This is a genomic window from Flavobacterium jumunjinense (genome assembly GCF_021650975.2).
Lineage (GTDB): Bacteria > Bacteroidota > Bacteroidia > Flavobacteriales > Flavobacteriaceae > Flavobacterium > Flavobacterium jumunjinense.
Map to the genome: position 1 here is coordinate 1,047,081 of NZ_CP091285.1, position 24,907 is coordinate 1,071,987.

23 protein-coding genes are annotated in these 24,907 nt (G+C 31.9%); 21 read left to right on the top strand and 2 right to left on the bottom strand.

The window, feature by feature from the left end:
- The first annotated feature begins 650 nt into the window (after nucleotides 1–650).
- The 5 genes from L2Z92_RS04850 to L2Z92_RS04870 all read left to right on the top strand — a co-directional run bounded on the left by L2Z92_RS04850 (nucleotide 651) and on the right by L2Z92_RS04870 (nucleotide 10,567).
- Nucleotides 651–2,282 carry a T9SS type A sorting domain-containing protein gene (locus tag L2Z92_RS04850; protein WP_236457717.1) on the top strand — a complete coding sequence of 544 codons (1,632 nt, stop codon included), beginning with the start codon at nucleotides 651–653 and terminating at the stop codon, nucleotides 2,280–2,282.
- Nucleotides 2,283–2,307: 25 nt separating this feature from the next.
- Entirely contained in the window at nucleotides 2,308–5,667 is a 3,360-nt protein-coding gene (locus L2Z92_RS04855) for a hypothetical protein (protein WP_236457718.1), read from the top strand.
- A 193-nt stretch (nucleotides 5,668–5,860) separates the two neighbouring features.
- Entirely contained in the window at nucleotides 5,861–6,280 is a 420-nt protein-coding gene (locus tag L2Z92_RS04860; protein WP_236457719.1) for an endonuclease domain-containing protein, read from the top strand.
- A gap of 341 nt (nucleotides 6,281–6,621) precedes the next feature.
- Nucleotides 6,622–10,152: a DUF6443 domain-containing protein gene (locus L2Z92_RS04865; RefSeq protein WP_236457720.1), complete on the top strand. Its 3,531-nt coding sequence runs from the start codon at nucleotides 6,622–6,624 to the stop codon at nucleotides 10,150–10,152.
- Nucleotides 10,142–10,567 carry a hypothetical protein gene (locus L2Z92_RS04870; RefSeq protein ID WP_236457287.1) on the top strand — a complete coding sequence of 142 codons (426 nt, stop codon included), beginning with the start codon at nucleotides 10,142–10,144 and terminating at the stop codon, nucleotides 10,565–10,567. The genes L2Z92_RS04865 and L2Z92_RS04870 overlap by 11 nt, the downstream gene beginning before the upstream one ends.
- Before the next feature lie 497 nt (nucleotides 10,568–11,064).
- Here L2Z92_RS04870 and L2Z92_RS04875 read toward each other — a convergent pair whose 3' ends face one another.
- On the bottom strand, nucleotides 11,065–11,424 hold the full coding sequence (locus L2Z92_RS04875) for a helix-turn-helix domain-containing protein (RefSeq protein WP_236457288.1): 360 nt from the start codon (nucleotides 11,422–11,424) through the stop codon (nucleotides 11,065–11,067).
- A gap of 150 nt (nucleotides 11,425–11,574) precedes the next feature.
- On the opposite strand from L2Z92_RS04875, the gene L2Z92_RS04880 reads away from it, so the two are divergent.
- From L2Z92_RS04880 to L2Z92_RS04930, 12 genes are all read left to right on the top strand, one after another.
- A complete protein-coding gene (locus L2Z92_RS04880; protein WP_236457289.1) occupies nucleotides 11,575–11,757 on the top strand; it encodes a SymE family type I addiction module toxin in 183 nt (60 codons plus the stop codon).
- Entirely contained in the window at nucleotides 11,754–14,174 is a 2,421-nt protein-coding gene (locus L2Z92_RS04885; RefSeq protein ID WP_236457290.1) for a CHC2 zinc finger domain-containing protein, read from the top strand. The genes L2Z92_RS04880 and L2Z92_RS04885 overlap by 4 nt, the downstream gene beginning before the upstream one ends.
- Nucleotides 14,175–14,362: 188 nt before the next feature.
- Complete coding sequence (locus L2Z92_RS04890) at nucleotides 14,363–15,214, top strand: tyrosine-type recombinase/integrase (protein ID WP_236457291.1); 852 nt, start codon at nucleotides 14,363–14,365, stop codon at nucleotides 15,212–15,214.
- Nucleotides 15,215–15,217: 3 nt separating this feature from the next.
- Nucleotides 15,218–16,078: a tyrosine-type recombinase/integrase gene (locus L2Z92_RS04895; RefSeq protein ID WP_236457292.1), complete on the top strand. Its 861-nt coding sequence runs from the start codon at nucleotides 15,218–15,220 to the stop codon at nucleotides 16,076–16,078.
- Nucleotides 16,079–17,091: 1,013 nt separating this feature from the next.
- Complete coding sequence (locus tag L2Z92_RS04900; RefSeq protein ID WP_236457721.1) at nucleotides 17,092–18,123, top strand: RHS repeat-associated core domain-containing protein; 1,032 nt, start codon at nucleotides 17,092–17,094, stop codon at nucleotides 18,121–18,123.
- A 34-nt stretch (nucleotides 18,124–18,157) separates the two neighbouring features.
- On the top strand, nucleotides 18,158–18,604 hold the full coding sequence (locus tag L2Z92_RS04905) for a hypothetical protein (RefSeq protein ID WP_236457722.1): 447 nt from the start codon (nucleotides 18,158–18,160) through the stop codon (nucleotides 18,602–18,604).
- Nucleotides 18,605–18,835: 231 nt separating this feature from the next.
- Complete coding sequence (locus L2Z92_RS21395; protein WP_319800398.1) at nucleotides 18,836–19,930, top strand: RHS repeat domain-containing protein; 1,095 nt, start codon at nucleotides 18,836–18,838, stop codon at nucleotides 19,928–19,930.
- The gene (locus L2Z92_RS04915) at nucleotides 19,902–20,147 is read left to right on the top strand and encodes a hypothetical protein (protein WP_236457723.1); all 246 of its coding nucleotides are present in this window, start codon (nucleotides 19,902–19,904) and stop codon (nucleotides 20,145–20,147) included. Before L2Z92_RS21395 ends, L2Z92_RS04915 begins: the two co-directional genes overlap by 29 nt.
- A gap of 58 nt (nucleotides 20,148–20,205) precedes the next feature.
- Nucleotides 20,206–20,679 carry a hypothetical protein gene (locus L2Z92_RS04920; RefSeq protein WP_236457724.1) on the top strand — a complete coding sequence of 158 codons (474 nt, stop codon included), beginning with the start codon at nucleotides 20,206–20,208 and terminating at the stop codon, nucleotides 20,677–20,679.
- Nucleotides 20,675–20,857, top strand: coding sequence for an RHS repeat-associated core domain-containing protein (locus tag L2Z92_RS21465; protein WP_379678002.1), 183 nt, complete (start codon nucleotides 20,675–20,677; stop codon nucleotides 20,855–20,857). Before L2Z92_RS04920 ends, L2Z92_RS21465 begins: the two co-directional genes overlap by 5 nt.
- Before the next feature lie 45 nt (nucleotides 20,858–20,902).
- Nucleotides 20,903–21,628, top strand: a complete 726-nt coding sequence (locus tag L2Z92_RS04925) for a hypothetical protein (protein WP_236457725.1) — start codon at nucleotides 20,903–20,905, stop codon at nucleotides 21,626–21,628.
- 3 nt (nucleotides 21,629–21,631) lie between these two features.
- Nucleotides 21,632–22,156 (top strand): hypothetical protein, encoded by a 525-nt coding sequence (locus L2Z92_RS04930; protein ID WP_236457726.1) that lies wholly within the window; start codon nucleotides 21,632–21,634, stop codon nucleotides 22,154–22,156.
- Nucleotides 22,157–22,206: 50 nt separating this feature from the next.
- Here the strand turns inward: L2Z92_RS04930 and L2Z92_RS04935 are convergent, their stop codons facing one another.
- The gene (locus L2Z92_RS04935; RefSeq protein WP_236457727.1) at nucleotides 22,207–22,407 is read right to left on the bottom strand and encodes a hypothetical protein; all 201 of its coding nucleotides are present in this window, start codon (nucleotides 22,405–22,407) and stop codon (nucleotides 22,207–22,209) included.
- Nucleotides 22,408–22,544: 137 nt separating this feature from the next.
- On the opposite strand from L2Z92_RS04935, the gene L2Z92_RS04940 reads away from it, so the two are divergent.
- The 4 genes from L2Z92_RS04940 (at nucleotide 22,545) to L2Z92_RS04955 (ending at nucleotide 24,797) form a co-directional block, all read left to right on the top strand.
- The gene (locus tag L2Z92_RS04940; RefSeq protein ID WP_236457728.1) at nucleotides 22,545–22,760 is read left to right on the top strand and encodes a hypothetical protein; all 216 of its coding nucleotides are present in this window, start codon (nucleotides 22,545–22,547) and stop codon (nucleotides 22,758–22,760) included.
- Between the two features lie 26 nt (nucleotides 22,761–22,786).
- Nucleotides 22,787–23,227, top strand: coding sequence for a hypothetical protein (locus L2Z92_RS04945; RefSeq protein WP_236457729.1), 441 nt, complete (start codon nucleotides 22,787–22,789; stop codon nucleotides 23,225–23,227).
- Nucleotides 23,228–23,339: 112 nt separating this feature from the next.
- Complete coding sequence (locus tag L2Z92_RS04950) at nucleotides 23,340–23,876, top strand: hypothetical protein (protein ID WP_236457730.1); 537 nt, start codon at nucleotides 23,340–23,342, stop codon at nucleotides 23,874–23,876.
- A 117-nt stretch (nucleotides 23,877–23,993) separates the two neighbouring features.
- Nucleotides 23,994–24,797 carry a hypothetical protein gene (locus L2Z92_RS04955; protein ID WP_236457731.1) on the top strand — a complete coding sequence of 268 codons (804 nt, stop codon included), beginning with the start codon at nucleotides 23,994–23,996 and terminating at the stop codon, nucleotides 24,795–24,797.
- Nucleotides 24,798–24,907: the final 110 nt, after the last annotated feature.

Genomic DNA, 24,907 nt, shown 5'->3' on the forward strand with positions numbered 1-24,907 from the left:
ACAACTTGTTTGCATTTTTTTTCTATGCTTTCAAAACAAAGTAGTATTTTAAATTTATTCTTCTGTACCACAAAAACCAAACACATTAAAAGCAAAACTAAACCTTGGCATTTTTTTTGCTGTGGGTATACTATTCTACTTCAAAATTGCTGTGACAAACGTATTTATTCATTCCACTTCGTCACAAAAAGTGTGGCATTCTCTATTTTTAAATCAACAATATCACAAAAACTGTGACAGATTGTTTCTGAAAGTAAAAAAAATCACAAGTATTTTCTAAAAAAACAACACGAAATTCCTGAATTCCGTGTACAACTTGCTTTTTTATAGTAGGAAATTGCATTGTTCTAATTATTTTTACAAACGAAATAAAATCTTACAGTTTTGTAACTTTTTACTTTTCAATAACGTATAACTATAAAATATATTAAAACAGCTTTAACCAAAATGATACTCAAAAAATCAATACCGTTCCCAAGCTTTTGTCTTTTACAACACTCCTTATAAAAAGCAGTTCGTAGAAATACGTACGTATTTCTACGAAAAAAAACAGCCAAAAAACATGAAAATTACGTATAAATACGCATTGACACGCAAACAATAATCATCTAGCTTTGTAGCCTATTACTCGCTAATTAACTCTTACATCTATGTATAGCAAATTGAAAATCAGTACGGTCGCCTTATTATGCTTCGCGCCCTACTTGTCTGCCCAAGACATCCTTTGGGAAAAATCCTATGGAGGAAAACATGCCGAATATCTTTATGATGCCATTGCAACACCCGACTATGGGTTTATTCTTGCGGGAAGCTCTATTTCTGATAAAAACGGAAATAAAGAAGAAAAAAACAAAGGCGATTTGGATTATTGGCTTTGGAAAATGGACGAACACGGCAATATGGATTGGCAAAAAAGTTTTGGTGGTAACAAAGTAGACCTATTACAAAGCATTGCCATTACACACGATGGAGGCTTTATTCTTGGAGGCACATCGTCTTCTGATAAAGGAATCGATAAAAAAGACTTTAACAAAGGACTAGAAGATTTTTGGGTAATTAAACTCAACGCAAAAGGACAAGAACTTTGGCAAAAAACCATTGGAGGGAGCGGAATGGAACGTCTTTTAAGTATTGCTCCTACCAAAGACGGTGGTTATATTTTAGGAGGTACTTCAAGTTCAGACAAATCCGATAAAAATGCAGAAGGAACCGAAGACTTGTATGGTAAAACCGAAGATTCGAGAGGAAACATGGATTATTGGGTTGTAAAACTAGATAAAGATGGAAAAATTATTTGGCAAAAAACCATTGGAGGGCTTTATGCCGACGAACTAAAAAGCATTCAACAAACCACAGATGGAGGTTATATTTTAGGAGGTTATTCTAATTCGCCAATTTCTGGAGACAAAACCGAAGCCAATTTCGGCATGGGCGATTATTGGATTGTAAAACTCGATGAAGAAGGCACTATTACTTGGCAGCGCACTTTTGGTGGCGATAAAGATGATAACTTATTTACACTATCGCAAACCAAAGACGGTGGTTATATTCTGGGTGGAAATTCTAATTCTAGCGCTACCCATTCTAAAACAAAATCGAACAAAGAAGGCACCGACTTTTGGGTGATTAAACTCGATGAAAAAGGAACAATAGATTGGCAGGAAACCTATCATTATGGCAAAACCGACATTTTAACTTCTATTGTAGAAAACGCTGATGGTACTTTTTTAATTGGTGGTTATGCACAGAGTGAAGCACAAGCAAAAAGTCAAAAGTTAAAAATTAAAAGTTTACCATCCGACAAAGAAGGCATCAACGATTATATTGCTTTAAAAATTAATGCCGAAGGAGAAGAAATATGGACACAAACCGTAGGTAGCAAAGGCGATGAAGTAATGAAAAAACTATTAGAAACCAGAGATGGTGGCTATCTTTTAGCAGGAACTTCTAACGGAAAAGTATCACGAGACAAAAACAGCACTAAAGGAGGCGACGATTTTTGGGTTGTGAAACTAAGAGACAAAGAAAAAGAAGAAAAAACAAAAATAACAGTAGAAGCTGTTCCTAACCCAGCAAAGAGTTTCACCAATGTAATTGTCAACTTCGACTACGATAAAGGAACTGCAACCCTATACGATCTAAATGGTAGAAGTTTACAAACTACCGAAATTAATGGCGAACATACCGTTCCTATGGAAGTAGACACACTACCACAAGGCATTTATCTGGTAGAAATTAGAACCAACACCCAACACGGAAGCGTGAAAGTGATTAAAAAATAAAAATTGAAAAATTAAAAGACATACAATGAAAATAACAAAACTGCTAGGTATTGCATTGATTGGAATATTAGGGTTTGGGCAAAATAACCCTAACCCACAAGATTTTTTACCAAAAATAACCCCACCTTCACCTGAAGCTTATGCATTAGGAAACTACGGAAATGTTCCAGTTGGATTATTTACAGGATCTCCCAATGTACAAATCCCTTTGCTAGAATTCAAAACAAAAAATATTAATATCCCCTTCAGTCTTTCGTACAGTTCTAATGGAATTAAAGTTGATGATGTAAATTCTAAAGTAGGACTAGGTTGGAACTTAATTGGTGGAGGTGTAATAACTAGGATGATAAGAGATTTACCTGACGAGGAAAGCATGATGGATGATTATCCACTAAAACATTTAGACCTTGTAAATATAAGTCCTAACAATGAAATACTTAATACCTATTTCAATATTCATGGGGAGAATGAAGGGTATGATACTGAATCTGATTTATTTAACTTTAGTTTCTTGAATTTTTCTGGTAAATTTTATTTTGATAAAAACAATAATATAATTCAAATAGAAAAAAGTAATTTAAAAATTGAAATTAATGACAACAATGGGATTAATCCATTTAGCTTCAAAATTACTGACGGCAATGGCGTTCAATATTTTTTTCATTTAACAGAAAGAACAATGTTAAGAACATCAGGAGATGGACACTCTATACCTAACACAAACACTACAGCTTGGCTGTTAACAAATATTACATATCCAGACAATAACGTTATACATTTTGAATATGATAATTATAATGAGTATTATATTACATCCGAGAGTCAACAAGTATCTAGGTCTTTCCCATATTTTCAATCATGTACTGGTATACAAGGACTTTACGCGAAATCTGCTACATTAAGCCCAATATATTCTCATAATTATAGGGCTATTGGGTATAGATTAAGAAAAATAAAAACAGATAACCCAATAGAAGGTTATTTGTTATTCGATTACGATAACAGCATGAGTCTTAATTCTCCAGACCCAAAGACAGTTTTAGACAAGATTACATATTTTAACAAGAACAATGAAACAATCAATTTTGTTAAATTAAATTATTTTTCAACTTTAAATGATAGAATTTTTTTAGAAAGCATTCATTTTTTAGATTCTTCAAAAAAATATTCATTTGAATATATTCAACCCAATAATTTCCCAAAGAGATTAGATAAAGGACAAGATGAATGGGGTTACTTCAATGGAGCAAACAACTCCAATCTAATTCCTGAAGTTAACGGGTATGGTTTCGAAAATATTAATTTCAATTTCGCAAATAAGATTATAAACCCATCTGTTTCAAAATTAGGATTATTAAATAAAATTATCTATCCAACAAAAGGTTATACATTGATAAACTATGAACCAAACAATTATTTTGGGGATGTAAAACAATTACCAACCCAACAGAACACAAGTATTTCTGTTTCTACAGACCAAAGCATACGTTTAAAAACAACTGAGCATACTTTTTTTTCTCATTTTGGACATGAAGTAGAAATGAAAGGTGATTCTTATTTTTATAATTGTGATAGTGATTTCGACACAGGTCGTAATCACCATAAAAGCGTACTTAGTGTATTTTGTGTTGAAGACGCACAAGAAATGGGATTATATAGTTATGATCAATACGGTAATGGTTTTGTTTTTGGGGTTTCAGCCGAAATAAAAGACCTTAAAAAGGTATATTTTTTTGCAGAAAAGGACAAGACTTACCAAATAAGACTTAAAAACAGTTATAACTGTACTTACGGTTATTTAAATATAAAATATTATAATCAAAATTATACAATATCAAGACAGAACATATTAGCCGCTGGAAATAGAGTAGAATCAACAACTGACTATACACATGCAAATGACTTAAATCCAATACTTAAACAATACAAGTATAACTACCCAAATGATATTAATAGATCTTCAGGAGACATAGGTCAAACCCCTTATTATTTTGATATTAGAAAATTCAAAGATGGAAATTGTTTTAAAAAAGATATAGTAATAACATCAAGTAGTCTTTCTAATTTATATGACACTAGTGGAAGCCATATATATTATAAATATGTAAATATTTCTGAAGGCAACAATTATACGAATGGTTACATTGAAAATGAATTTATAATTAATAGGGATTATAGAGAACATATTTATAGAGGATCTGATGAATTTAGAAATGTTCCTTTTTCAAATTTTGGCTGGGATAATGGAAAACTAAAAAGCACTAAAATTTACGCTAAAGAAGGCACTCAAATAATTTTAAAAAAAGAAACGATAAATACCTATTCAAAAACCTTAGAAACACCTATAGCAATAAACTTTGCAATAAGAAACCCTTATCCTGGTGTTTTTGCAATTCAAAACCAAGATGTTTGTAGATGTAATATAAATAATGTTTCCGAATCATATTCTATAAAACATTGTACAACTTTACATATTCATAAAAAAGATGCAAATGGTAACTGTATCGCTAATAATGCGACAAACACAACTTCTATAATTGAACATCCTTGCTTTGGTGAAAACATTGGAGAACTTATAAGTATTCCTTCTATTTTCCACTTAGACATTATGCCATACAAGTACTTTTCCTATTCCTCTCAACTTACAAACACATTAGATAAAGAATATTTTAGTTCAGGTGGATCTATTAGTCACTTTACTAACTTTTTTTATGACAATAATGACCATCTCCAATTAACAAAAAAAACCACAACAAATTCAAATGGAGAAACAATAAAAACAAAGTATTCCTATGCACACGAAATGGGCAACCAAGCCATGATTGATAAAAACATGATTGCTATTCCATTAAAAACCGAATCCTTTAAAGACACAGAAAAACTTGCTGAACAAGAAACCGTATATAATGACTGGGGTAATGGCATTTTAGCTCCTAAAGAAGTTAAAACGGCCAAAGGAAGTGCAACGGTAGAAACAAGAGTGAAATATAATGTACTAGATAATACAAATGGTAACCCACTAGAAGTGCAACAAGAAGGCGGACACCCTATTTGCTACATTTGGGGCTATAACAAAACCCTGCCTATTGCTAAAATAGAAAACGCAACCTACGCACAAGTGCAAAGTTATGTAGCCAATTTGCAAACACTTTCTAATGGTACCAATGAAGGCAATTTAATTACTGCATTAGATGCTTTACGAGCTGCTTTACCCAATGCAATGGTTACTACCTACACACACAAACCGCTAATTGGTCTAAGCACTGTAACCGATCCTAAAGGAGATAAAATTACCTATCATTATGATAACTTTAATCGTTTACAATTTGTAAAAGATAAAAACGAAAATATTTTAAGTGAGAACGAATATCATTATAAAAATTAATCCAACCCTTCCCCTCCTTTGGAGGGGTGTCCGAAGGACGGAGTGGTTAAAAACATGATAGAAAAATAAAACACACACAACGTTCAATTCCCCTCCCATGGAGGGGTGCCTGAAAGGCGGGGTGGTTAAAAATAGAATACAATAAAAAACAGAAAAGCATCCGAAAGACGAGGTGGTTAAAAAGATACAAGCCATGCAAACAAAAATAACAGCCAAAATAAATGACAAATCCATTAAAGAAAATGTTCTAAAACTTCCTTATAATCCTGAATTAAAAAACAGAGCAAAGTCCCTTAGAAAAGGATATAATTTTGCCGAAGTTGTATTTTGGAAACAAGTTAGAAACAAAAGTTTTTGGGGAATTGATTTTGATAGACAAAAAATTACAGGAAACTATATCGTTGACTTTTATATAAAAAAGCTAGGACTTGTTATTGAAATAGATGGTGAAAGCCACAATAATAAAGAAACCTATGATTTAAAAAGAGAAAACTATATGCTATCTCAAGGTGTACTTATTTTTAAAACCACAAATTTTAGAATACTACACGATTTAGACAACGTTATGAAAGAATTAGAACATTTTATTATTGAAAAATACGGGTGTAATTAAATAAACCACCCCGCCCGATGGGCACCCCTCCAAAGGAGGGGAATAAAAACATAGTAGAACAGCAAAACGCAAAAATAAAAACACACAGCGTTCAATTCCCCTCTCTCAGAGGGGTGCCTGAAAGGCGGGGTGTTTAAAAAAACAATAAAACAGCAAAACGCAAAAATAAAAACACACAGCGTTCAATTCCCTTCTCTTAGAGGGGTGCCTGAAAGGCGGGGTGTTTAAAAACACAATAGAACAGCAAAACGCAAAAATAAAAACACACAGCGTTCAATTCCCCTCTCTTAGAGGGGTGCCTGAAAGGCGGGGTGTTTAATAAATGAGATAAATTATTATTTATGAAAAAAATAGTATACATACTAACCCTTATCCCAATTCTTGCTTTAAGCCAAAGTCAAGATCAAAACTGGGTGAAAAGCAAAACTTACAAGCAAGCCACTACATCGGCTATAACCAGTCCCGATGTAAGCGTTGCTAACGTACAAGTGAGTTACTTTGACGGACTTGGAAGACCCATTCAACAAATTGCACACCAACAATCCAACACAGGGAAAGACATAGTTACCCACATAGCCTATGATAACTTTGGAAGACAAATTGAAGAATATTTACCCTTTCCAAATAAAACCCCTAGTTTAAACTATACCGATGGGGCAACAACCCTTACCGAATTAAGTACTTTTTATAGTTCCTACAACGGTGGAACAACCAATCCTTTTAGTAAAAAAGAACTAGAACCTTCTCCTTTAGGACGTGTCTTCAAGCAAGCAGCTCCTGGAGACGCTTGGGCAATGGGAAGCGGTAAAGAAATTAAATTCGATTACCAAACCAATACAACAAACGACCAAGTTAGGCTTTTTTACGCTACAGCTACCTGGAATGCAACATTAGGATTATTTAACACATCTATTCATGATAACGGTTATTATCAAGTTGATGAGTTATATAAGACCATTACTAAAGATGAAAATTGGACATCAGGTAAAAATAACACTACCGAAGAGTACAAAAACAAAGAAGGTCAAGTGGTACTAAAACGCGCTTATAATAACGGAGATCCCCATGAAACCTACTACATCTACGACCAATTTGGTAATTTAACATATGTTGCTCCACCACTATCAGAACCAAGTCAATCCATCACTTGGTCCGATATAGATGGCTTATATTACCAATACAAATACGATTATCGTAACCGTTTAGTAGAAAAAAAATTACCCGGAAAACAATGGGAGTTTATTATCTATGACAAACTAGACCGACCTGTAGCTACAGGACCCGCTTTCACACCCTATGGAGGAGCAACTATTGGCTGGATGGTTACCGAATATGACACCTTTGGAAGAGTAACACAAACCGGTTGGAAACAAATGCCCGTTTCACAAAACTACAGAAAAAGCAATCAAAATAGCATTACTGCGGGAGTAAATACTTTTGCTTTAAATGCCAATGACATATTAACCAAAAACTACTATGACAATTATGATTTCTTAACAGTACCACTTCCAACACAAATTGAAGGACAAAACACGGTTGCAACAGCGAGTAAGTTAAAAGGACTACCAACAGGTTCTTGGGTAAAAGTGTTAGATGTAAACAATCCAAACGCTTCCGAAGTATCATATACTGTTTACGACGATCGTTACAGACCCATACGCAGTCATACCGACAACTATTTAGGTGGTTTTACCGAAGTAGATAGCAAACTCGATTGGGCTGGAAAAACAGAATATACCATTACTAAGCATAAATATGACACCAACGGTTCAACAACAACAATTACCGATCGTTTCTCCTACTCTGCTCAAGACCGTTTAACGCTACACAAACAGCAAATTAACAGTCTGCCAGAGCAATTAATTAGCAAAAACACCTACGACGAACTAGGACAGTTGATTAGCAAAAACGTAGGCGGTGAAGATGTTAACGCAACTGCTAATGGACTACAAAAAGTAGATTACACTTACAACATTAGAGGATGGCTGAAAGCCATTAATGATGTAGACAATATAGGCACCGATTTATTTGCTTTTAAAATTAGCTATGAAAACCCAACCGATGTTACAAAAGCCTTGTTCAACGGAAACATAGCCGAGACCTACTGGAAAACCAGTAGCGATGATAAACTAAGAAAATACGAATATACCTATGATGGTTTAAATCGATTGTTAGACGCAAACTATTCTAAAGTAGGAGTAGTAACAGCACTAAACGATTATAAAGAAACTTTAACTTACGATAAAAATGGAAACATTAAAACATTAAACCGATTTGGAACTGTAAATGACCCTGGATATAGTCCAAATATCGATAACTTAGTATACACTTACGATACCAATATTAAAAACCAATTGGTAAAAGTAGACGACAGTTCCAATTCGCCACAAGGCTTTAAAGACGGAACCAATACCGACAATGACTTTTTCTATGATGCCAATGGAAACATGACCAAAGACAACAACAAAGGCATTGGAAGTATTACGTATAATCACTTGAATTTACCTGCGATAATAGATTTTGGAAGTAAAGGAAAAATTGAATATATTTACAATGCAATAGGAACAAAACTAGAAAAAAGAGTGACATCAACACCAGAAGCTACATGGACAAATCCTTTTCCTACACCTGTAACCAATAAGACTACTTATTTGGCTGGCTTCCAGTACAAAGACAACCAATTAGAGTTTTTCCCACACGCAGAAGGTTATGTAAAATACCAATATAGCGAAAACAGCTATAGTTATGTATTCAACTATACAGACCACTTAGGAAACATTAGGGTGAGCTATTCGGACATTGACAAAAATGGAATTTTAGGTAATGAAAGAAATATTGGAAATTGCAGGATAGAAACCGACAGAAAAGGCAATCCATCTACTGTTTGCGATATTTATATTACAAGTGCGATTCTAGAAGAAAGTCATTACTACCCATTTGGACTGAAACATGAAGGGTATAATTCTAATAATCAACAACCTAATTATAACTATAAATACAACGGACAGGAGTGGCAAAGTGAATTAGGGCTTAATGTTACCGCTATGGATTATCGTCAATATGATCCTGCTATTGGTAGGTTTAATTCAATAGACAAACTTAGTGAATTCACACATTCAATAACTCCCTATCGTTTTGCTCTAAACAACCCTCTTTATTTTAATGACCCTTCTGGCTTAAGCGAGTTTATAGAAAACAACAAAATTTCAGATTACTACCGTGACAATAGAGGTAATGTTATTTTTGATCCAAATGTAAACAAAAACACTATCCTACCTAATGATTATGAATACATTGGACCTACATATACAGACCCTAATAATGGTGTAGTCTGGGATAATAATGGAGACCCTACTTATCCACTTAATGAAGTTGTTGTGACAGGGAAATCAAAAGCAAGTTCAGGTGCAGATTATCATCAAATATCATTGATGTTCAGAAGTCTTTCTGGAAAATCTAAAATCATTCAAAAACCACTAGAGGCTGCTTATTTAAGCGGAACAAGATATGCTTCTCAATTATATTCAGGCCATACTTCAAATGTTGTTTTTGAAAAGGTAATTTTAAGCAAAAAAATTTATGTTCCTTTAGGAAATTATAATACAGCAACTATAGGTAAATTATCCAAAACTCTCAAAATAACAGGAAGAACCTTAGGAGCTGTTGGAGTCGGTTTAGCTGTTTATGACATTGCAAATAATGGATTAAATATATCAAATGGATTAGATACAACAATGGCAGTTTTAGCTCTTTCTCCAACTGGAGTTGGACAAGCTATTGCAGGAGTTTATTTTATATCTAATTTTGTTTTGGCTGTAACATTTGACACAAGCATAGGAGAAATCATTGAAAAACAAATAGATGGAAAATAGAAAAATATACTTCATAGATGTGGTTTACTACAACTGTTATTCTTTTTATAGGAGATATGAAAAAGACTTAAATGAATTTTCAGGTCAAGCTTTAACAGTAGCATGTTTATCTTTAAATGGCATTGCGGCTTTGATTTCAATACAATATTTTTTCAATTTATTGCTTTTTGAAAATAAATGGTATACTTTATTTATCTCATTACCTATTTTACTTTTTATAGTTATTAGATATAACAAACACATAAACATAGTCGAGATTGAAGATGCTTTGCGTAGTAAAGAACAATACAAAATTAAAAGATTAAACTTTATTGCAGGTATTTATATTATAATTTCATTGTTCGGTTCAATTATTTTAGCAATTATTTTAGGAGAATTAAACAACCCACCACCTTTTTGGGAAACATGGAATTAACCCAGCTCGGCTAAGTGTTCTCATGAAACCGTGATGCTCTACGATGGTCACACCAGCTGCGCAAAGTGTCCTCACTTTGAGCTATAAATAAAAAAGCAAAAAGCACTCTTGTAAAAAAGGGTGCTTTTGTTGTTTTATAGAAAAAGATTATTAAAAACAGTAGTAAAAAAACATATTACATCTTTACATTTTTAAGACTACGGTTTGCCGTAAGGAAATACAAAACATATTCAAGTAATTTGTTTTTAAGAATAAGAAAGCGTTGTTAAAGCAGAAGCTAGTTAGTAAAGCAATCTTAAACTTAGAAATAATATTTAATAATTAATCAAAAACCAGCTCTTCGAGGTGTTCTTATGAAACCGTGATGCTCTACGATGGTCTCCCCAGCTCTTCGAGGAGTTCTAATGAAAACGAATAGCTCTACGATGGTCTCCTGACCTCGTAGCAAATAATAAAAAAGCAAAAACCACTCTGTAAAAAGGAGTGGTTTTGCTGTTTTATATATTCATTGCATTACTCAAAGCTTCTTTAAGTCTTTTATTTGCAATAGCAGTATCTATCATAGTGCAAATAGAACTTTTTTGTATTTCATCTAATTCATCTAATAATTTTGCTCTTTGTAAAGTAGGCTCATCAATAGAATGAATTTCTTTATTATTCTTTTTAGCTTCAAAAAATTGCACAACTTCAATTTCTAAAACATCTGCAATTCTTTGTAGAATATTCATTGTTGGATCACTCTTTCCTGTTTCTATGCGATTATATTGCACTCTATTCATTGAAAGCTTATCTGCAACATCTTGTTGAGAAAACCCTTTTTCTTTTCTAATCTTCTTTATTTGTTCTGCAATATCCATAATCTTTCTTTTTGACACTACAAAGTTACAAAATAGCAACAATTAAGCAATATGTAAAAAAATAAGAAATAAATATGTAACAATATAATTACTTTTTATATTTTTGCTGTGTAAAAAAAATGTAACATATTTTTTAATAAAATTTCACACATGAAAACAAAACAACTCAAAGTCTATAGCAAATACAGCCCGAGAGCCTATAGAAAAAGCAAACACGTAGCCGAAATACGTTTAAACGGAATATGGTTAGAAGAACTAGGATTTATAGCAAATACCACCATGATAGTACGCTATGAAAACGAAAAAATTATCCTAACACCACAAAAAGCATGAGCATAGAAGAAATAAAATCAAGGCTAACAATTGCGGAAGTACTACAACACTACAATCTAAATCCAAACAAAAACAACATGCTCCGTTGTCCGTTTCATGAGGATAAAACAGCGAGTTTACAAGTAAGTTTTACCCAAAATAAATACAAATGCCACGCTTGCGATAAAAAAGGCGATGTTATCCAATTTGTTCAAGACTATGAAAAGTTAACCAAACACGAAGCCATTTTAAAATGTGCCAGTTTAGCCAATGAGTCAATGAGCCAATTACAACCAATACCAACAACAACAGCAAAACATATAACTCACAACCTAGAACATATAACGTTCTTAGAAAAAATGTATTTAAGTTTTAGAAAAGCCATATTTAATAGTCCACCAGCTAAAGAATATTGCAGCAGCAGAAATTTAGACTTTGAAAAATTAGACATAGGTTTTAACTCTGGGCAGTTCCATCATGGAGCAAGAAAAGATGAAAAGCTAATTAATACTTGTTTAGAATACGGATTGTTAAGCAAAGGCGGTACAAACTCAAGAACAGGCGGACAAGCCTACAAACCTTTTGGAAATCGCTCAATTGTCTTTCCATTAAAAAACAAAGAAAATCAAATCGTTAGCTTTTATTTTAGATCGATTGTCACAACTTCCCCTCCTTTGGAGGGGTGCCTAAAAGGCGGGGTGGTTAGTAAACATTTTTATCTGAAGAACCGACAAGGTTTATATCCTAATTATCCCAACCCAGACACAAAGAAATTACTACTTACTGAAGCTATTATTGATACAGCTAGTTTATTACAAATCGATGCAATCGCAGCAAACTACTCACTATTAACCTGCTACGGAACTAACGGACTAAACGAAGAAATCCTAAACGCTTTAAAACCCTTAAAACAGTTAGAAGAAATCATTTTCTTTTTTGATGGCGATAAAGCAGGAAACGAAGCCGTTACCAAATACGCTGAAATACTGCGAGAGTTACACCCAAAAGCCAAAATAAGCCAAGTAGAAACACCACAAGAAGAAGACATCAATAGTTTATTACAAGGTCATGAAAGTGAAATACTAACACACTTAATCGAACAAAGAAAGGATGTCATTGCGACTACGAGAGAAACGAAGCAGGAAGCAATCTCTTCTTTTTCAATTGAAGACACGAGCCATTTTAATGGCGAACTGGCGAAGCAAACTATAAAAGTTGAACCAAAACAGGAAGTACAAAAAGCTACTCCAGAATCCAAAAAACAGATAACCAATAACGGACAACCGATAACCTTTCTACAACAAGAAAACCTACTACAAGAATTGAACAAACTGATAGAACAAAGCGGAATAGTTGGAGAAGAAAACAGCAGACTATTACTATTTATTATTGCCAGTTCCTACAAAACAAAACAACCCTTACACGCAATCGTACAAGGTTCAAGCGGAAGCGGAAAAACACATTTAATCAGTAAAATAGCCGATATTATACCACAAGAAGACGTACTTCGATTTACAAGAATAACAGAAAGTTCTTTATACAATTGGGGCGAATATGAACTGGTAAACAAACTCTTAATTATAGAAGATTTAGACGGACTAAAAGAAGAAGCCATGTTTGCCATGCGAGAGTTAATCAGTAATCAAAGGTTATCCAGTTCGGTAAGTATCAAAGACAAAAAAGGCAATATCAAATCGACAAAAAAAGAAGTAAAAGGCGTGTTTAGTAGTTTATCAGCCACCACAAAGGGAGAAATTTACGAAGACAATATGAGTAGAAGTTTTTTATTAGCAATCGATGAAAGCACAGCACAAAGCAGAAGAATTATTGACTATCAAAACAAAAAATATGCTGGAGAAATTGAACCAAAAGACCAGGAGAAAGCACGCAATAAACTACAACAAATAGTTAGAGCATTACAAAATTATGACGTCATAAACCCTTATGCAACTAAGCTAGAACTACCACAAGAAGTACACAAAATAAGACGATTAAACGAAATGTTCCAAAGCATTGTGAGGCAAATCACCCTTTTAAATCAGAGAGATAGAGCACTTAAAAACGATAAATTAATCACACAAATCGAAGATTTACAACAAGCTACAGAAGTCCTTTTTGAAAGCATCATTTTAAAAGTAGATGAACTCGACGGCTCTTTAAGACAGTTCTTTGAAAAACTAAAAAAACACCTCAAAACACAAGAGAAAGACTTTACACAAAGAGAAATTAGACAAGCGTTTAATATGAGTAAAAGTCAATGTAGTCGTTTTATCATTCAATTAGTAGAACTAGAATATTTAATTACAATGAACAAAGGAAACTTAAGAAAAATATGTTACAAAGTAGACTATTGGGATGATTATCAAAAACTTAGAATTAAAATAAAAGAAAAATTATTATTACAAATTGAGAAGCTACGACCAAACACAACAGAATAGTGAGACAATTTGGGACAATCTTGGGACAATTAAAATTAACACAACTTACTAATTACTAGTCACTAACAACTAATTACTAGTTTATTGTCTCAATTCCCAAAAAGTCACAACCTAAAACCTAACGAAGTGGTTCGTGAATACCATAGGTAAACAATAAAAACTAATGAACAAACAATCATAGGTATACTATGGAAGACATTATTTTCAACTTTAGAAAAGAATTACAAAACTTAGGCTATAGCAAAAATGCAGTAAATGAATATCCGAAATTTGTAAAAAAACTACTCCATTACAGCAAAGAAAATCCACAAAAAATAAAACCAAAACACATAGCAAACTATCATCGCTATTTACAAGAAAAACCAAAAACAAGAGGCATTGGAAAACTCAGTGAAGCCTACATAAAAAGTCAACTACTCGCTATAAAACTCTTTTTTGAATACTTAGAAAGAACACAACAAATCAATAAAAATCCGTTCCTATTAAAAGTAAAAACACCACAAAATAAAACAAGAGCAACGCTCACTGTAGAAGAGATAAAAATCCTTTACGCTTCTTGTCAAAACCAACTAGAAACCACCATTATACACTTGTGTTATGGTTGTGGACTCAGAAGAACCGAAGTACAAAATTTGAATATAAAAGACATTCATTTTTCTAAAAAATTACTCTTTATAAGAAAAGGAAAAGGCAAGAAAAGAAGAGTTATTCCATTAACAAAAAGCATCACCAAAGACTTAAAAAAATACTATGTAGAAAGTTTTCAATACAGAAAAAAAGACCAAGATAGTTTTTTAATTACTCCAGATGGAAACCGATTATTAGGCAATAGTATTTACAATCAATTTAAGAAAATAAGCAAAAGAAATCTGCTTTTAAAACAACAAAAAATCTGTTTACACTCGCTTCGACATTCCATTGCAACCCATTTATTAGAAAACGATATGAGCGTAGAAATGGTGCGGGATTTTTTAGGACATGACCAACTAAAGACAACTCAAATTTATACTAAAATAAACCACCTAAAACTAAAACAATGACACATGAATTTACACGATTATTTACACCAAAACTTACAACCATCGACAGTCAAAAACTACAATTATGAAATACAAAAATTTAGAAGCATCAATAAAAATACAGAAAAATACAACTATCAAAAAATAATGGAATATGTAGCTCATTTACGAAAAAACTACAATCCGAAAAGTACAAACAGAGCTGTAGCAGCACTCAAAAAATACTATCAGTTTTTAATTGAAACAGGCAAACGAAAAGACAATCCAACCCTAAGCATAAAACTAAGAGACAGCAAAGAAGACCCAATACAATTACAAGATTTATTCACAGAAAAAGAGCTCGAACTACTACTCCAACCTAGAAAAGAACGTTATCCTATTTTAGAAAAAAGAAACAAAATTATACTGAGTTTACTAGTCAATCAAGCTTTAAAACCTGGAGAAATACAACAACTCAAAACAAACGATATTGATCTAGAAAAAGCACAAATACACATTGCAAAAACAGGATTAACCAATAGTAGAATTTTACCACTCAAAGCCGAGCAAATCTTTTTACTACATCAATACCTCACTAAAGACAGAAATGAGCTAAAAACACTTAGAAACGATAAAAACGCTTTACTATTAGGTAAATTAGGCACACCCATAACAACAGATGACATTCATTATTTAGTGACAACGTATCAAAATCAGTTCAATAAAAAGTTAACAAGCATCACCATTAGACAAAGTGTAATCACCAATTTATTAGCCAAAAACAACAACTTAAGAATAGTACAAGAATTTGCAGGACACAAACATTTAGACACTACAGAAAAATACAAACAATCCGGAATAAAAGCCCTGCAAAATGCAATACAAATTCATCATCCAATGAAATAAATAAAAAACTACTACTCCGTATCAAAGCCGTATTAAAGCCGTATCAAAGTCATATCAAAGCCATAGATAAAGTATAACCCTCATTTAACTTTTAGTCTTTAATCACAAAAAGCAATAAAACAAAAGGCAATCAAGCGGTCTCCCTTCGGTCGTTCACTTTGCTTCGCTCGGCTGTTCCAGTCGTTCGTGCCTCTCTCCATTCCACAGACCACTTGCCACCATCAAAAAAGCCTCTTGACTTCAAGAAGCTTTTTTGTTGTTGGCTGCGCTCCTCGTCTTCGCACGTTCACTACCCTACGCTCGTCGGGGCTACTACATCAAAAAAGACCACAAAACTCCGACAAGCTACGTTTTGCCGTCTTTCTCGCTGTCGCCCCTTGTGTTTTGGGCGGTTGCTCTCTGCTACAGCCATCCACTCGGCAAGGTGTGGCAGAGCCACTAGTTTGATTATTGTTTTCCTCGTGTCCGTTACACGCTCACAGCCCTTCACAAAACTGCACTCCGTTACGTTTTGTTCACGGTCTGTGGTGGCTTTTGCATTGCCGCAACACCGACCCGACGCTCCTCAAAAAAACTCCACTTCGTTACGTCTTTTTTGCGGTGCTTGGGGGTGTTAGCACAAAAACCGATTAAGTAAAGCTCTCTTTTTTTATACGATTGCTACCACCTTTTTCTTTCAATTGAAAATAAAATTGGCAATCGTATAAAAAAAGAGAGCGAACCGTTTTAACATAGCAGCCAACTAACGGGAAACGCAGTAAAATCAGTATTTACCTGAAATTGTAACCTGGAGAAATAAAAGTAATAAATTAAAAAAGTGAGACCGTAAAGCCTCACTTTTAATCTCCTTGCAAGAGTAAGTAATATTAATTTATAAAATTCTTAAATGAGAAGAATCAAAACAAATCTAAACATATTTATTGAAATCACAAACACGAATACAAAGCGAATAACTCAAAAATAAAGCAACATCTTTTTTTTTCAATTGAAAATAAAAAGATTATTTTTAAGCAATGGGATGTCTAAAATTACATACTTACACGCATTTACATATTGCTCACACGAGCAATACGGAACACTCGCGCGAGAAAAAAAGCGATGCAGGACGATACCAGTATAAATACAATGGAGTTGAGCTTCAAACCGAATTAGGGCTTAATATGTATGCAATGGAAATGCGACAATACGACCCAGCTATTGCTCGTTGGGTAGTGCAAGATCCTATAACACATCATTCTATGTCGCCTTATACTGCTTTTGATAATAATCCTACATATTGGAAAGACCCTAGTGGAGCTGATGGAGAGCATTATAATTGGAATACAGGACAATATAATGATGGTGACGGAAATGTGATATCATTTGGTGATGCTATGGCTGCATATGGTATGAATTCTGATGGGAGTAGATGTGAAAAATGTGAAGAAACTATTGCTAATGCAAAGAAAATGATAAAAAATGCAAGAAGTGTTGGGATGAACTTTGCTGCAGATAATATGGCTTTTTTTTTAAGTGGTAAAGGTGGTGAAAAATTAATTTCTTCAGAGTTTCTAATGTCAAATCAAAGTGTAAGAACGGGTATTTTGCAAAACATTTTGAAACTTTTTGATAAAAAATTTAATAAAATGATTAATGATTTGAAATTAGGTAAAACAATAAATTTAAGTGGAGAATGGACTAGTTCATATTATGCTGGTAATAATGAGCTTGACCTTTTGTATGGTAGCGGTGGGTATACAATTTCAACAAAAGTCAACTTAAAAATAACACGTGGTGAAACTTCTTTTTTTAATGGTTATACAATTTCAGGTAGCATTGATGTTAGTTATTTTGATGAATATAATTGGGATCCAGGAAAAGGAGATTATGTACCTGGTATTGGATATACTGATGACAATGATTTTGATGAATTAACTTATTTTAATAAAGCTGCAAATTTTGATATGAAATCAAATTGGAATATAAATATTTCTAATTGGAGCTGGTTAGCTTCTGGGATACAAGGTGGAATTTTTAATATTGTAGGTGGAGAGATTTCTCATTAATTACAGATTAATAAAAATTAAAACAATTTAATAAATGAAAAAAATGTTTTTTTTCTCCTTCATACTTCTATATATTTCTTGTGATTATAATAACAAGTGTTCAGAAAAAATAGATTTTAATAATATCCATATAGAGTTAAAAAAAAATAATGCTTTATTAAGGGAATATAAAAGATTTTTAATAATATCATGTAAAGATAATGTATTAGATAAGGTGGAGTTACAAAGTGATATTGGGAATGGTGTAAAAACTTATTTATATGATACTGAATTAAATTATATTGTAATTGATTGTAATAGTAATTGGTATACTATTAACAAGAAAAATGGCAAAATTAATTATCTAGGTGAATTTTGGATGAAACCAACACCAAAAAAATATTTAGGAACTTATGTCTTATTTAGCAATAAAAAAAATGTTGAATTTATTATAGAAAAGAATATTAATTTGAAAGATGTATATAAATATGGAGGTGGATGACCAGCTCGGCTAGGTGTTCTAATGAAAACGAATAGCTCTACGATGGTCTCCTGACCTCGTAGCAAATAATAAAAAAGCAAAAGCCACTCTTATAAAAGGAGTGGTTTTGTTGTTTTAAAGAGTGGCTACTTTTTTATTTTGAAAAACAAATCAATACTGTATCAAAAATTATTATAAAATCAACGTTTTTTCTATATTTACAATGCAATAGGAACAAAACTAGAAAAAAGAGTGACATCAACACCAGGAGCTACATGGACCAATCCTTTTCCTACACCTGTAACCAATAAGACTACTTATTTGGCTGGCTTCCAGTATAAAGACAACCGATTAGAGTTTTTTCCACACGCAGAAGGCTATGTAAAATACCAATATAGCGAAAACAGCTATAGTTATGTCTTTAACTATACAGACCACTTAGGAAACGTTAGAGTAAGCTATTCGGACATTGACAAAAATGGTCTTTTAGGTAATGAAAGAAATATTGGAAATTGCAGGATAGAAACCGACAGAAAAGGCAATCCATCTACTGTTTGCGATATTTATATTACAAGTGCGATTCTAGAAGAAAGTCATTACTACCCATTTGGACTGAAACATGCTGGGTACAATTCTAATAATGCACAACCTAATTATAACTATAAATACAACGGTAAAGAATTGCAAACAGAGCTGGGGCTGAACATGTACGACTACGGAGCTAGGAATTATGATGCTACTATTGGTAGATGGATGAACATTGACCCACTGGCGGAAATGTATGACAAAAACTCACCTTACGTTTATGCATCCAACAATCCTGTTTATTTTATTGATCCTGACGGAATGAAAATAGGTACAGCCTTAATTTTAAAACAAAATAAAAATGGAGAATATTTATATCCAGAATTAGCAGAAGCTTTCTTAAATTTCGCTAACTCAGAAGCTGGAATAGCTATTTTATCTAAATTTGCTGAAGCTGGACAAAAAATAAGAGATCACACTTATACTGAGAATGGAGAATACCATAATCTTGGGATTGACTTAGTTTATTCGGTTTCACAAAACAGTGCGGCTTGCCTTGACTGTATTTCAAAAGGAAATACTGGACCAAATGGTTCAACCGCTCCTAAACCTTATATTACAAGAACTAAAAAGAAACAGGAAAGACTAAAACTAACTTTTTATGCAAATAAAGATTTGAATACAAACAACATACATGCTAAAAATTATAAAGAAGACAGAAATAATAAAGAAAAAAATCAGATTTATACTAAGCAGAACTGGAACAATTTTTCACGAAACATACATACATGTTTTGTTATTTGCAGAAGATTACAAAGATGACAAATGTCTAAATGACTCAAATATATCTAATGCAACAAAGAAAAAAAGAGGGAGTGAAGGTGGTGATATTTCTCAAGGCTATCACCATGAAACAGCTAAATCAAGCACATCATTATTTCAGACGGTAGCAATGCCTGCCTTGATAAGCATATACAAGAAATATAGTATTAAAGTAACAAGGCAGCAATTACAAAAAGAACATGAAGGTCAACATTAATAGAGTCAGCATATTTTTTATATTTATATTTATATTTTGGAATTGCACTTACAAGAAGATGTTATCGTATGATGATAAAGTAAATATAATAGCTACTGTTTTTTCAGATTCACTATCCAATCCAAATCTTTTTTATAAACAATGTGTTTTTTTAAAAGAACAAATAACTAACCCAGTAGGATTTGATTATGTAGACCCAGATTCAGGATATTTGACTACTTTTGAATCATATACAGAATATGTCTCTGAAATTTTCAAAGAAAAAGACACTACTTTTATATCAAATCAAATAGTAAAGAACTTAAAATTCAAGATAATTAAATTAGAAAAATATGGTTTTAAATTTCAGGAACATGAAGCTCCACAATTAGATAATTTATGCTATGTTTCTATATCAAAGCCATTATTTAATAGAGAAGAAAATAAATTTTATATTATTGTAAAGTCAAATTATACCACTAATGAATTTTTATTTAAAAAAGATAATGAGACATGGAAATTAGACAAAAAAATAGGAATGAGTGTAGATTAATAAATCCACACCACCAGCATTACAATACCAGTATAAATATAACGAAAAAGAACTACAAACTGAGCTGGGATTAAATATGTATGATTTAGGAGCTAGACTTTATGACCCTGAAATTGGTAGATTTATGGTAATAGATCCGATGGCAGATTTTGTAAATTATCAATCTTCATTCACTTGAAGTGACAACAATCCTGTTTTATATAGAGATGAATATAGTCTTGGAGTGCTAAATGTTATAGGGAATTTATTTAGAAGAGCTAAAAATGGTGTCAAAAAAATATTTTCCAGCAACAATTGTGATTGTGGCGGTAGAGAAGAATCTATTTCAGATTCATGGAGAAGAGAAGATTTTCCAGGGTTAAGAAACTTATTTAAAGGAAAAGGTAAATCTTTAAAAAAATCAAGAAATACAGTTATCCAAATTCCATTTAATGGGGAAGCACAAGAAACTATGACAACGAATCCAATGACCTTTAGTCTCTCAAGTTATTTTGATTCCAAAGTACTTGCCCCTGGTCTTCGTCAAAAAGCTACAGGAGACGATGATGACGATGATGATAAAAAAAAGACCTTTATATTTCAAGGAAAAACTTATGAAGCAGGTACTAAACTAAACTTTAACATCGGTTTTCAAGCCTCAAAATTTCTTATAGAAGGCTCTAAGTCCAACGATAAAACAATACAAGATTTGGTTAAAACGCTAAAAGAATATCCAGAAATAAAAATTATAATTGAAGGTAATTACAAAGCAACAGGTGCAGAAAGCGACAATGATTATATCAAGACACTTCAAGACCCTAAAAAACCTATGACAGTTAAATCGTTCAAAGAAGACAGAGCTCAATTCTTTCTAAATGTTCTGAAAGGAAATGGCATAAGTAAGAGCAGGCTAGGCATTAAAAAAGGACACTCTAACTCATTGTCTGTAACCGTTGAATTTAATAACTAAAAAATGATTGCTAAAATTTATTTATATATTTTCCTATTATTAAGTTTTTTAGGGCATACTCAAAATAAAATAATTAATGACAGTATCCTTTGGAATAAAGATTACAAAATAAAATGGACTGATTTTAAAGGAGCTGTACCTTTTGGGGATCAAGGCATTAAAAAAGCTGTATCAAATATAAGTTTAAATGTGTCGGTTATAGAGTTCATAAATGAAATACCATTATTGAAAGTTGAAGTTTATTTTCACATGGAAGGTTCTTGGACAATAGTGAATACTAACGACGTCTTAAAACACGAACAAGGACATTTTGATTTAGCTGAAATATATGCAAAAAAACTTAGAAAGATTTACAAAGAAATGAAAGAAAGAAAAATTTCTAGCACTAATGAATATTTTGTTGCTTTTGAAAAAATAAACAATGAGTTAAATACTGTTCAAAATAAATACGATAAAGAAGTTTATTTTTCGTCAGAAAATCAAATCAAATGGTATGAAAAAATAAAAAAAGAATTAGAAACCCGATAGCTCCCAGGCTGCGCATTCTATGATAAAAAGCAACTAAAAAAAGTTAAATTTTAAGATGCAAATTTATAAGTATTAATATATGATGTTTCTCTCTTTACAACAGCAAGAACTCTACTTATAAGTTTGCATCTAATATTGTTTAATACAAGCATTGGGTTTTTACCTTCTTCTTTCTTTTTAATATAACATTCTTTCAATTGTGTGACATATTTTAATATGGTCATGGCACACATTTGCAGTAATGATTTCATTTTTTTATCTGCCATATAATTTATTTTAGTTCTTCCTTATTATACTTGTTCCGGAACTATATTCAAATGGAGCAACCCCAGCTCAATTTGGACAAGGTATATGGTTTAGAGAGAATAAAGTAAGAGTTAGGCCCTACTTGGTTACCCCAAATGGGCAATTATTTGTAAATGATGTTTTTCAGAGAGGTGGGCCAGCTATTAGAGATACTCGTAAAAACATTGGAGGGAATAACATTCCTAGTGAACCAGGAAGTACAGGAAGAATTAATAATGTAAATCCAGATATAACCCCAATTGTGCTACCTACTATTTGGAATATTGATGAATATCCATTGCCATTAGATAAAAAATGATAATTTTATAAAATTCAAAAATAAAAATGATAAAATCTTTATTTACTTTTATTTACTTTTTAGTAATAGTTAATTGTTTTTCTCAGGAAGTTGAAAAAACGTCTAAAAGTTATTCTATGATACCTTTAATTGCAAATCCTGAAAAATATGATGGAAAATGGATTGGTATAACAGGTTTTTTAAAGTACGAAAAAGAAGGAGATATACTAATCTTTTTTTCTCGTGACGATTTAACATATACTAACTATAAAAACTGTTTTGTTTTGTATTTAGACAAAAATAAATTAGCAGGCATTGATTTGTCGCATTATGATGGACATTGTGTAAGTATTATAGGCTATTTTAGTAACATAAAACATTATTATTATGGTGGTGCGGTAGAAGGTGTAACCTATATTGAAAGCCGTGATGATATTAATATTGAAATAAAAGCTATGGAAATTGAAGAGAGAAAAAAGAAAAACTAGATACCTGATAGCACCAGCTCCCGCACGAATCCTTTCGTGTGGTAACCAAGAGTACATAAATATTTTTAAGGATGGACAGATTATTGAACGAAGAGTTTTTAAAAAATAAGTTATGAGAAAAATAATTATAATGATATTATTGACTTTTGTTTCGTGTACAAAGACAAAAAGAGTTGATGAAAAATCTCGATGTGAAGTTATTCAGGATTTAAAAATTCAAGCAATCACAAAGGGGGATGAATCAGCGTATGGAACATATCTTGATTTTACCAGTCAAGATAAAAATTATTATGATGTTTTAACAATTTCACTTATAATGAATCAGAAATATAAAAGTAAAAAATCATACTATCAAATTTTTCGTTCTATTGTGTCTATAAAAAAAGAAGGTATTTATGAACCAAAACAAATCGAACGTTTAAGTAAGGTAGACAGAAATTATGCACTTTACTACCTCAAAGAAGGTGCAAAGTTGAATATTGTTAATTGTCAAGTCGCATTGGAAAAAGTCTATCGAAATGGTTATGGATCAAAAGTAGAATTCAATAAGTCTGATAGTGTTTATAAAATTTTAGAAAACAATAAAGCACTTGGTGATTTTTATAGAAGAAATCGAAAGAATAAAAGTAATGTTGATGAAATCAATTAAATGAGATCCCGATAGCTCGGATTTATCAACATAACGTTAGCGCAGATTTGCAATCTGTTCCCACAAAGTAAATAAAAGCAAAAAGCACCCGCTACAAGGAATAGTAACATTTTAACTATGAAATATATACACATCATAATTAGTATTTTAGTTTTTAATGTTAATTACGCACATAAAAACGTTCAATTAGAATTTAAAAAAGGAAAAATAACTTTAATTACTTCTACTTATAATGAAGAAATTAACAAATCTTTAATATTAGCAGAATATGCCGATATATTATTGGATAGTTTAGGTTATAAAAAAGACATGAAAATTTTAAATTTTCAAAGTAATAAAAAATTTTTAAAATCTAAATATGATGATAATGATGGTCAATTAACATTTTTCAGAGTCAATTTAGAATTATTAGATATTAAGAAGTTTTTAAATTTTATTCATTACATAATTGTTAATGAAAAAATAATAAATTTAAGACAGCCAGTAGATTCAAAAAATTTAAAAGAAAGTTATGAATTAGTTGATAGAATTATTTCTATAAAAATGAAACGACCTAATGAAGTAAAAGAACTAGATTGTTTTACCAACTATTCTTATTACTTTAAAGATAATAACTATTATTTTCATAAATTAAATACTGAAAAGGAAGTAGATATTTATAACATAAATAATTTTAAACAGATTCATTCAGTTACTTCGTCCAAATTTTTAGTATTTTTAAACGACCATAAATTTGATTTAGTTGAGGAGAATAAAAAAACAAGTTTTAAACTCTCTTTTGAAGATGATTATTCTACATATTACAGGATGATTTATATCAATGAAAAATATTCTTTTATACAATCTTACAACAGAGATAAGTTGATTTTATTAGATTTAAATAATCATACCATAATAGAAGATTATTATAGTAAATTTTAAGAAGCAATGGTAGCGCATACCCCACCCTGATAGCTCAGATTTATCAACACAACGTTAGCGCAGATTTGCAATCTGTTCCCACAAAGTAAATAAAAGCAAAAAGCACTCCT

Excerpts from the sequence above, each read along its gene's own strand:
- L2Z92_RS04860 (WP_236457719.1), top strand. The coding sequence starts at position 5,861 with ATGCAAACAAAAATAACAGCCAAAATAAATGACAAATCCATTAAAGAA.
- L2Z92_RS04905 (WP_236457722.1), top strand. The coding sequence starts at position 18,158 with ATGAAAAAAATGTTTTTTTTCTCCTTCATACTTCTATATATTTCTTGT.
- L2Z92_RS04880 (WP_236457289.1), top strand. The coding sequence starts at position 11,575 with ATGAAAACAAAACAACTCAAAGTCTATAGCAAATACAGCCCGAGAGCC.
- L2Z92_RS04895 (WP_236457292.1), top strand. The coding sequence starts at position 15,218 with ATGAATTTACACGATTATTTACACCAAAACTTACAACCATCGACAGTC.
- L2Z92_RS04875 (WP_236457288.1), bottom strand. The coding sequence starts at position 11,424 with ATGGATATTGCAGAACAAATAAAGAAGATTAGAAAAGAAAAAGGGTTT.
- L2Z92_RS04890 (WP_236457291.1), top strand. The coding sequence starts at position 14,363 with ATGGAAGACATTATTTTCAACTTTAGAAAAGAATTACAAAACTTAGGC.
- L2Z92_RS04955 (WP_236457731.1), top strand. The coding sequence starts at position 23,994 with ATGAAATATATACACATCATAATTAGTATTTTAGTTTTTAATGTTAAT.
- L2Z92_RS04855 (WP_236457718.1), top strand. The coding sequence starts at position 2,308 with ATGAAAATAACAAAACTGCTAGGTATTGCATTGATTGGAATATTAGGG.
- L2Z92_RS04850 (WP_236457717.1), top strand. The coding sequence starts at position 651 with ATGTATAGCAAATTGAAAATCAGTACGGTCGCCTTATTATGCTTCGCG.
- L2Z92_RS04935 (WP_236457727.1), bottom strand. The coding sequence starts at position 22,407 with ATGAAATCATTACTGCAAATGTGTGCCATGACCATATTAAAATATGTC.
- L2Z92_RS04870 (WP_236457287.1), top strand. The coding sequence starts at position 10,142 with ATGGAAAATAGAAAAATATACTTCATAGATGTGGTTTACTACAACTGT.
- L2Z92_RS04920 (WP_236457724.1), top strand. The coding sequence starts at position 20,206 with ATGTTATCGTATGATGATAAAGTAAATATAATAGCTACTGTTTTTTCA.
- L2Z92_RS04945 (WP_236457729.1), top strand. The coding sequence starts at position 22,787 with ATGATAAAATCTTTATTTACTTTTATTTACTTTTTAGTAATAGTTAAT.
- L2Z92_RS04950 (WP_236457730.1), top strand. The coding sequence starts at position 23,340 with ATGAGAAAAATAATTATAATGATATTATTGACTTTTGTTTCGTGTACA.
- L2Z92_RS04885 (WP_236457290.1), top strand. The coding sequence starts at position 11,754 with ATGAGCATAGAAGAAATAAAATCAAGGCTAACAATTGCGGAAGTACTA.
- L2Z92_RS04900 (WP_236457721.1), top strand. The coding sequence starts at position 17,092 with ATGGGATGTCTAAAATTACATACTTACACGCATTTACATATTGCTCAC.
- L2Z92_RS04930 (WP_236457726.1), top strand. The coding sequence starts at position 21,632 with ATGATTGCTAAAATTTATTTATATATTTTCCTATTATTAAGTTTTTTA.
- L2Z92_RS04865 (WP_236457720.1), top strand. The coding sequence starts at position 6,622 with ATGAAAAAAATAGTATACATACTAACCCTTATCCCAATTCTTGCTTTA.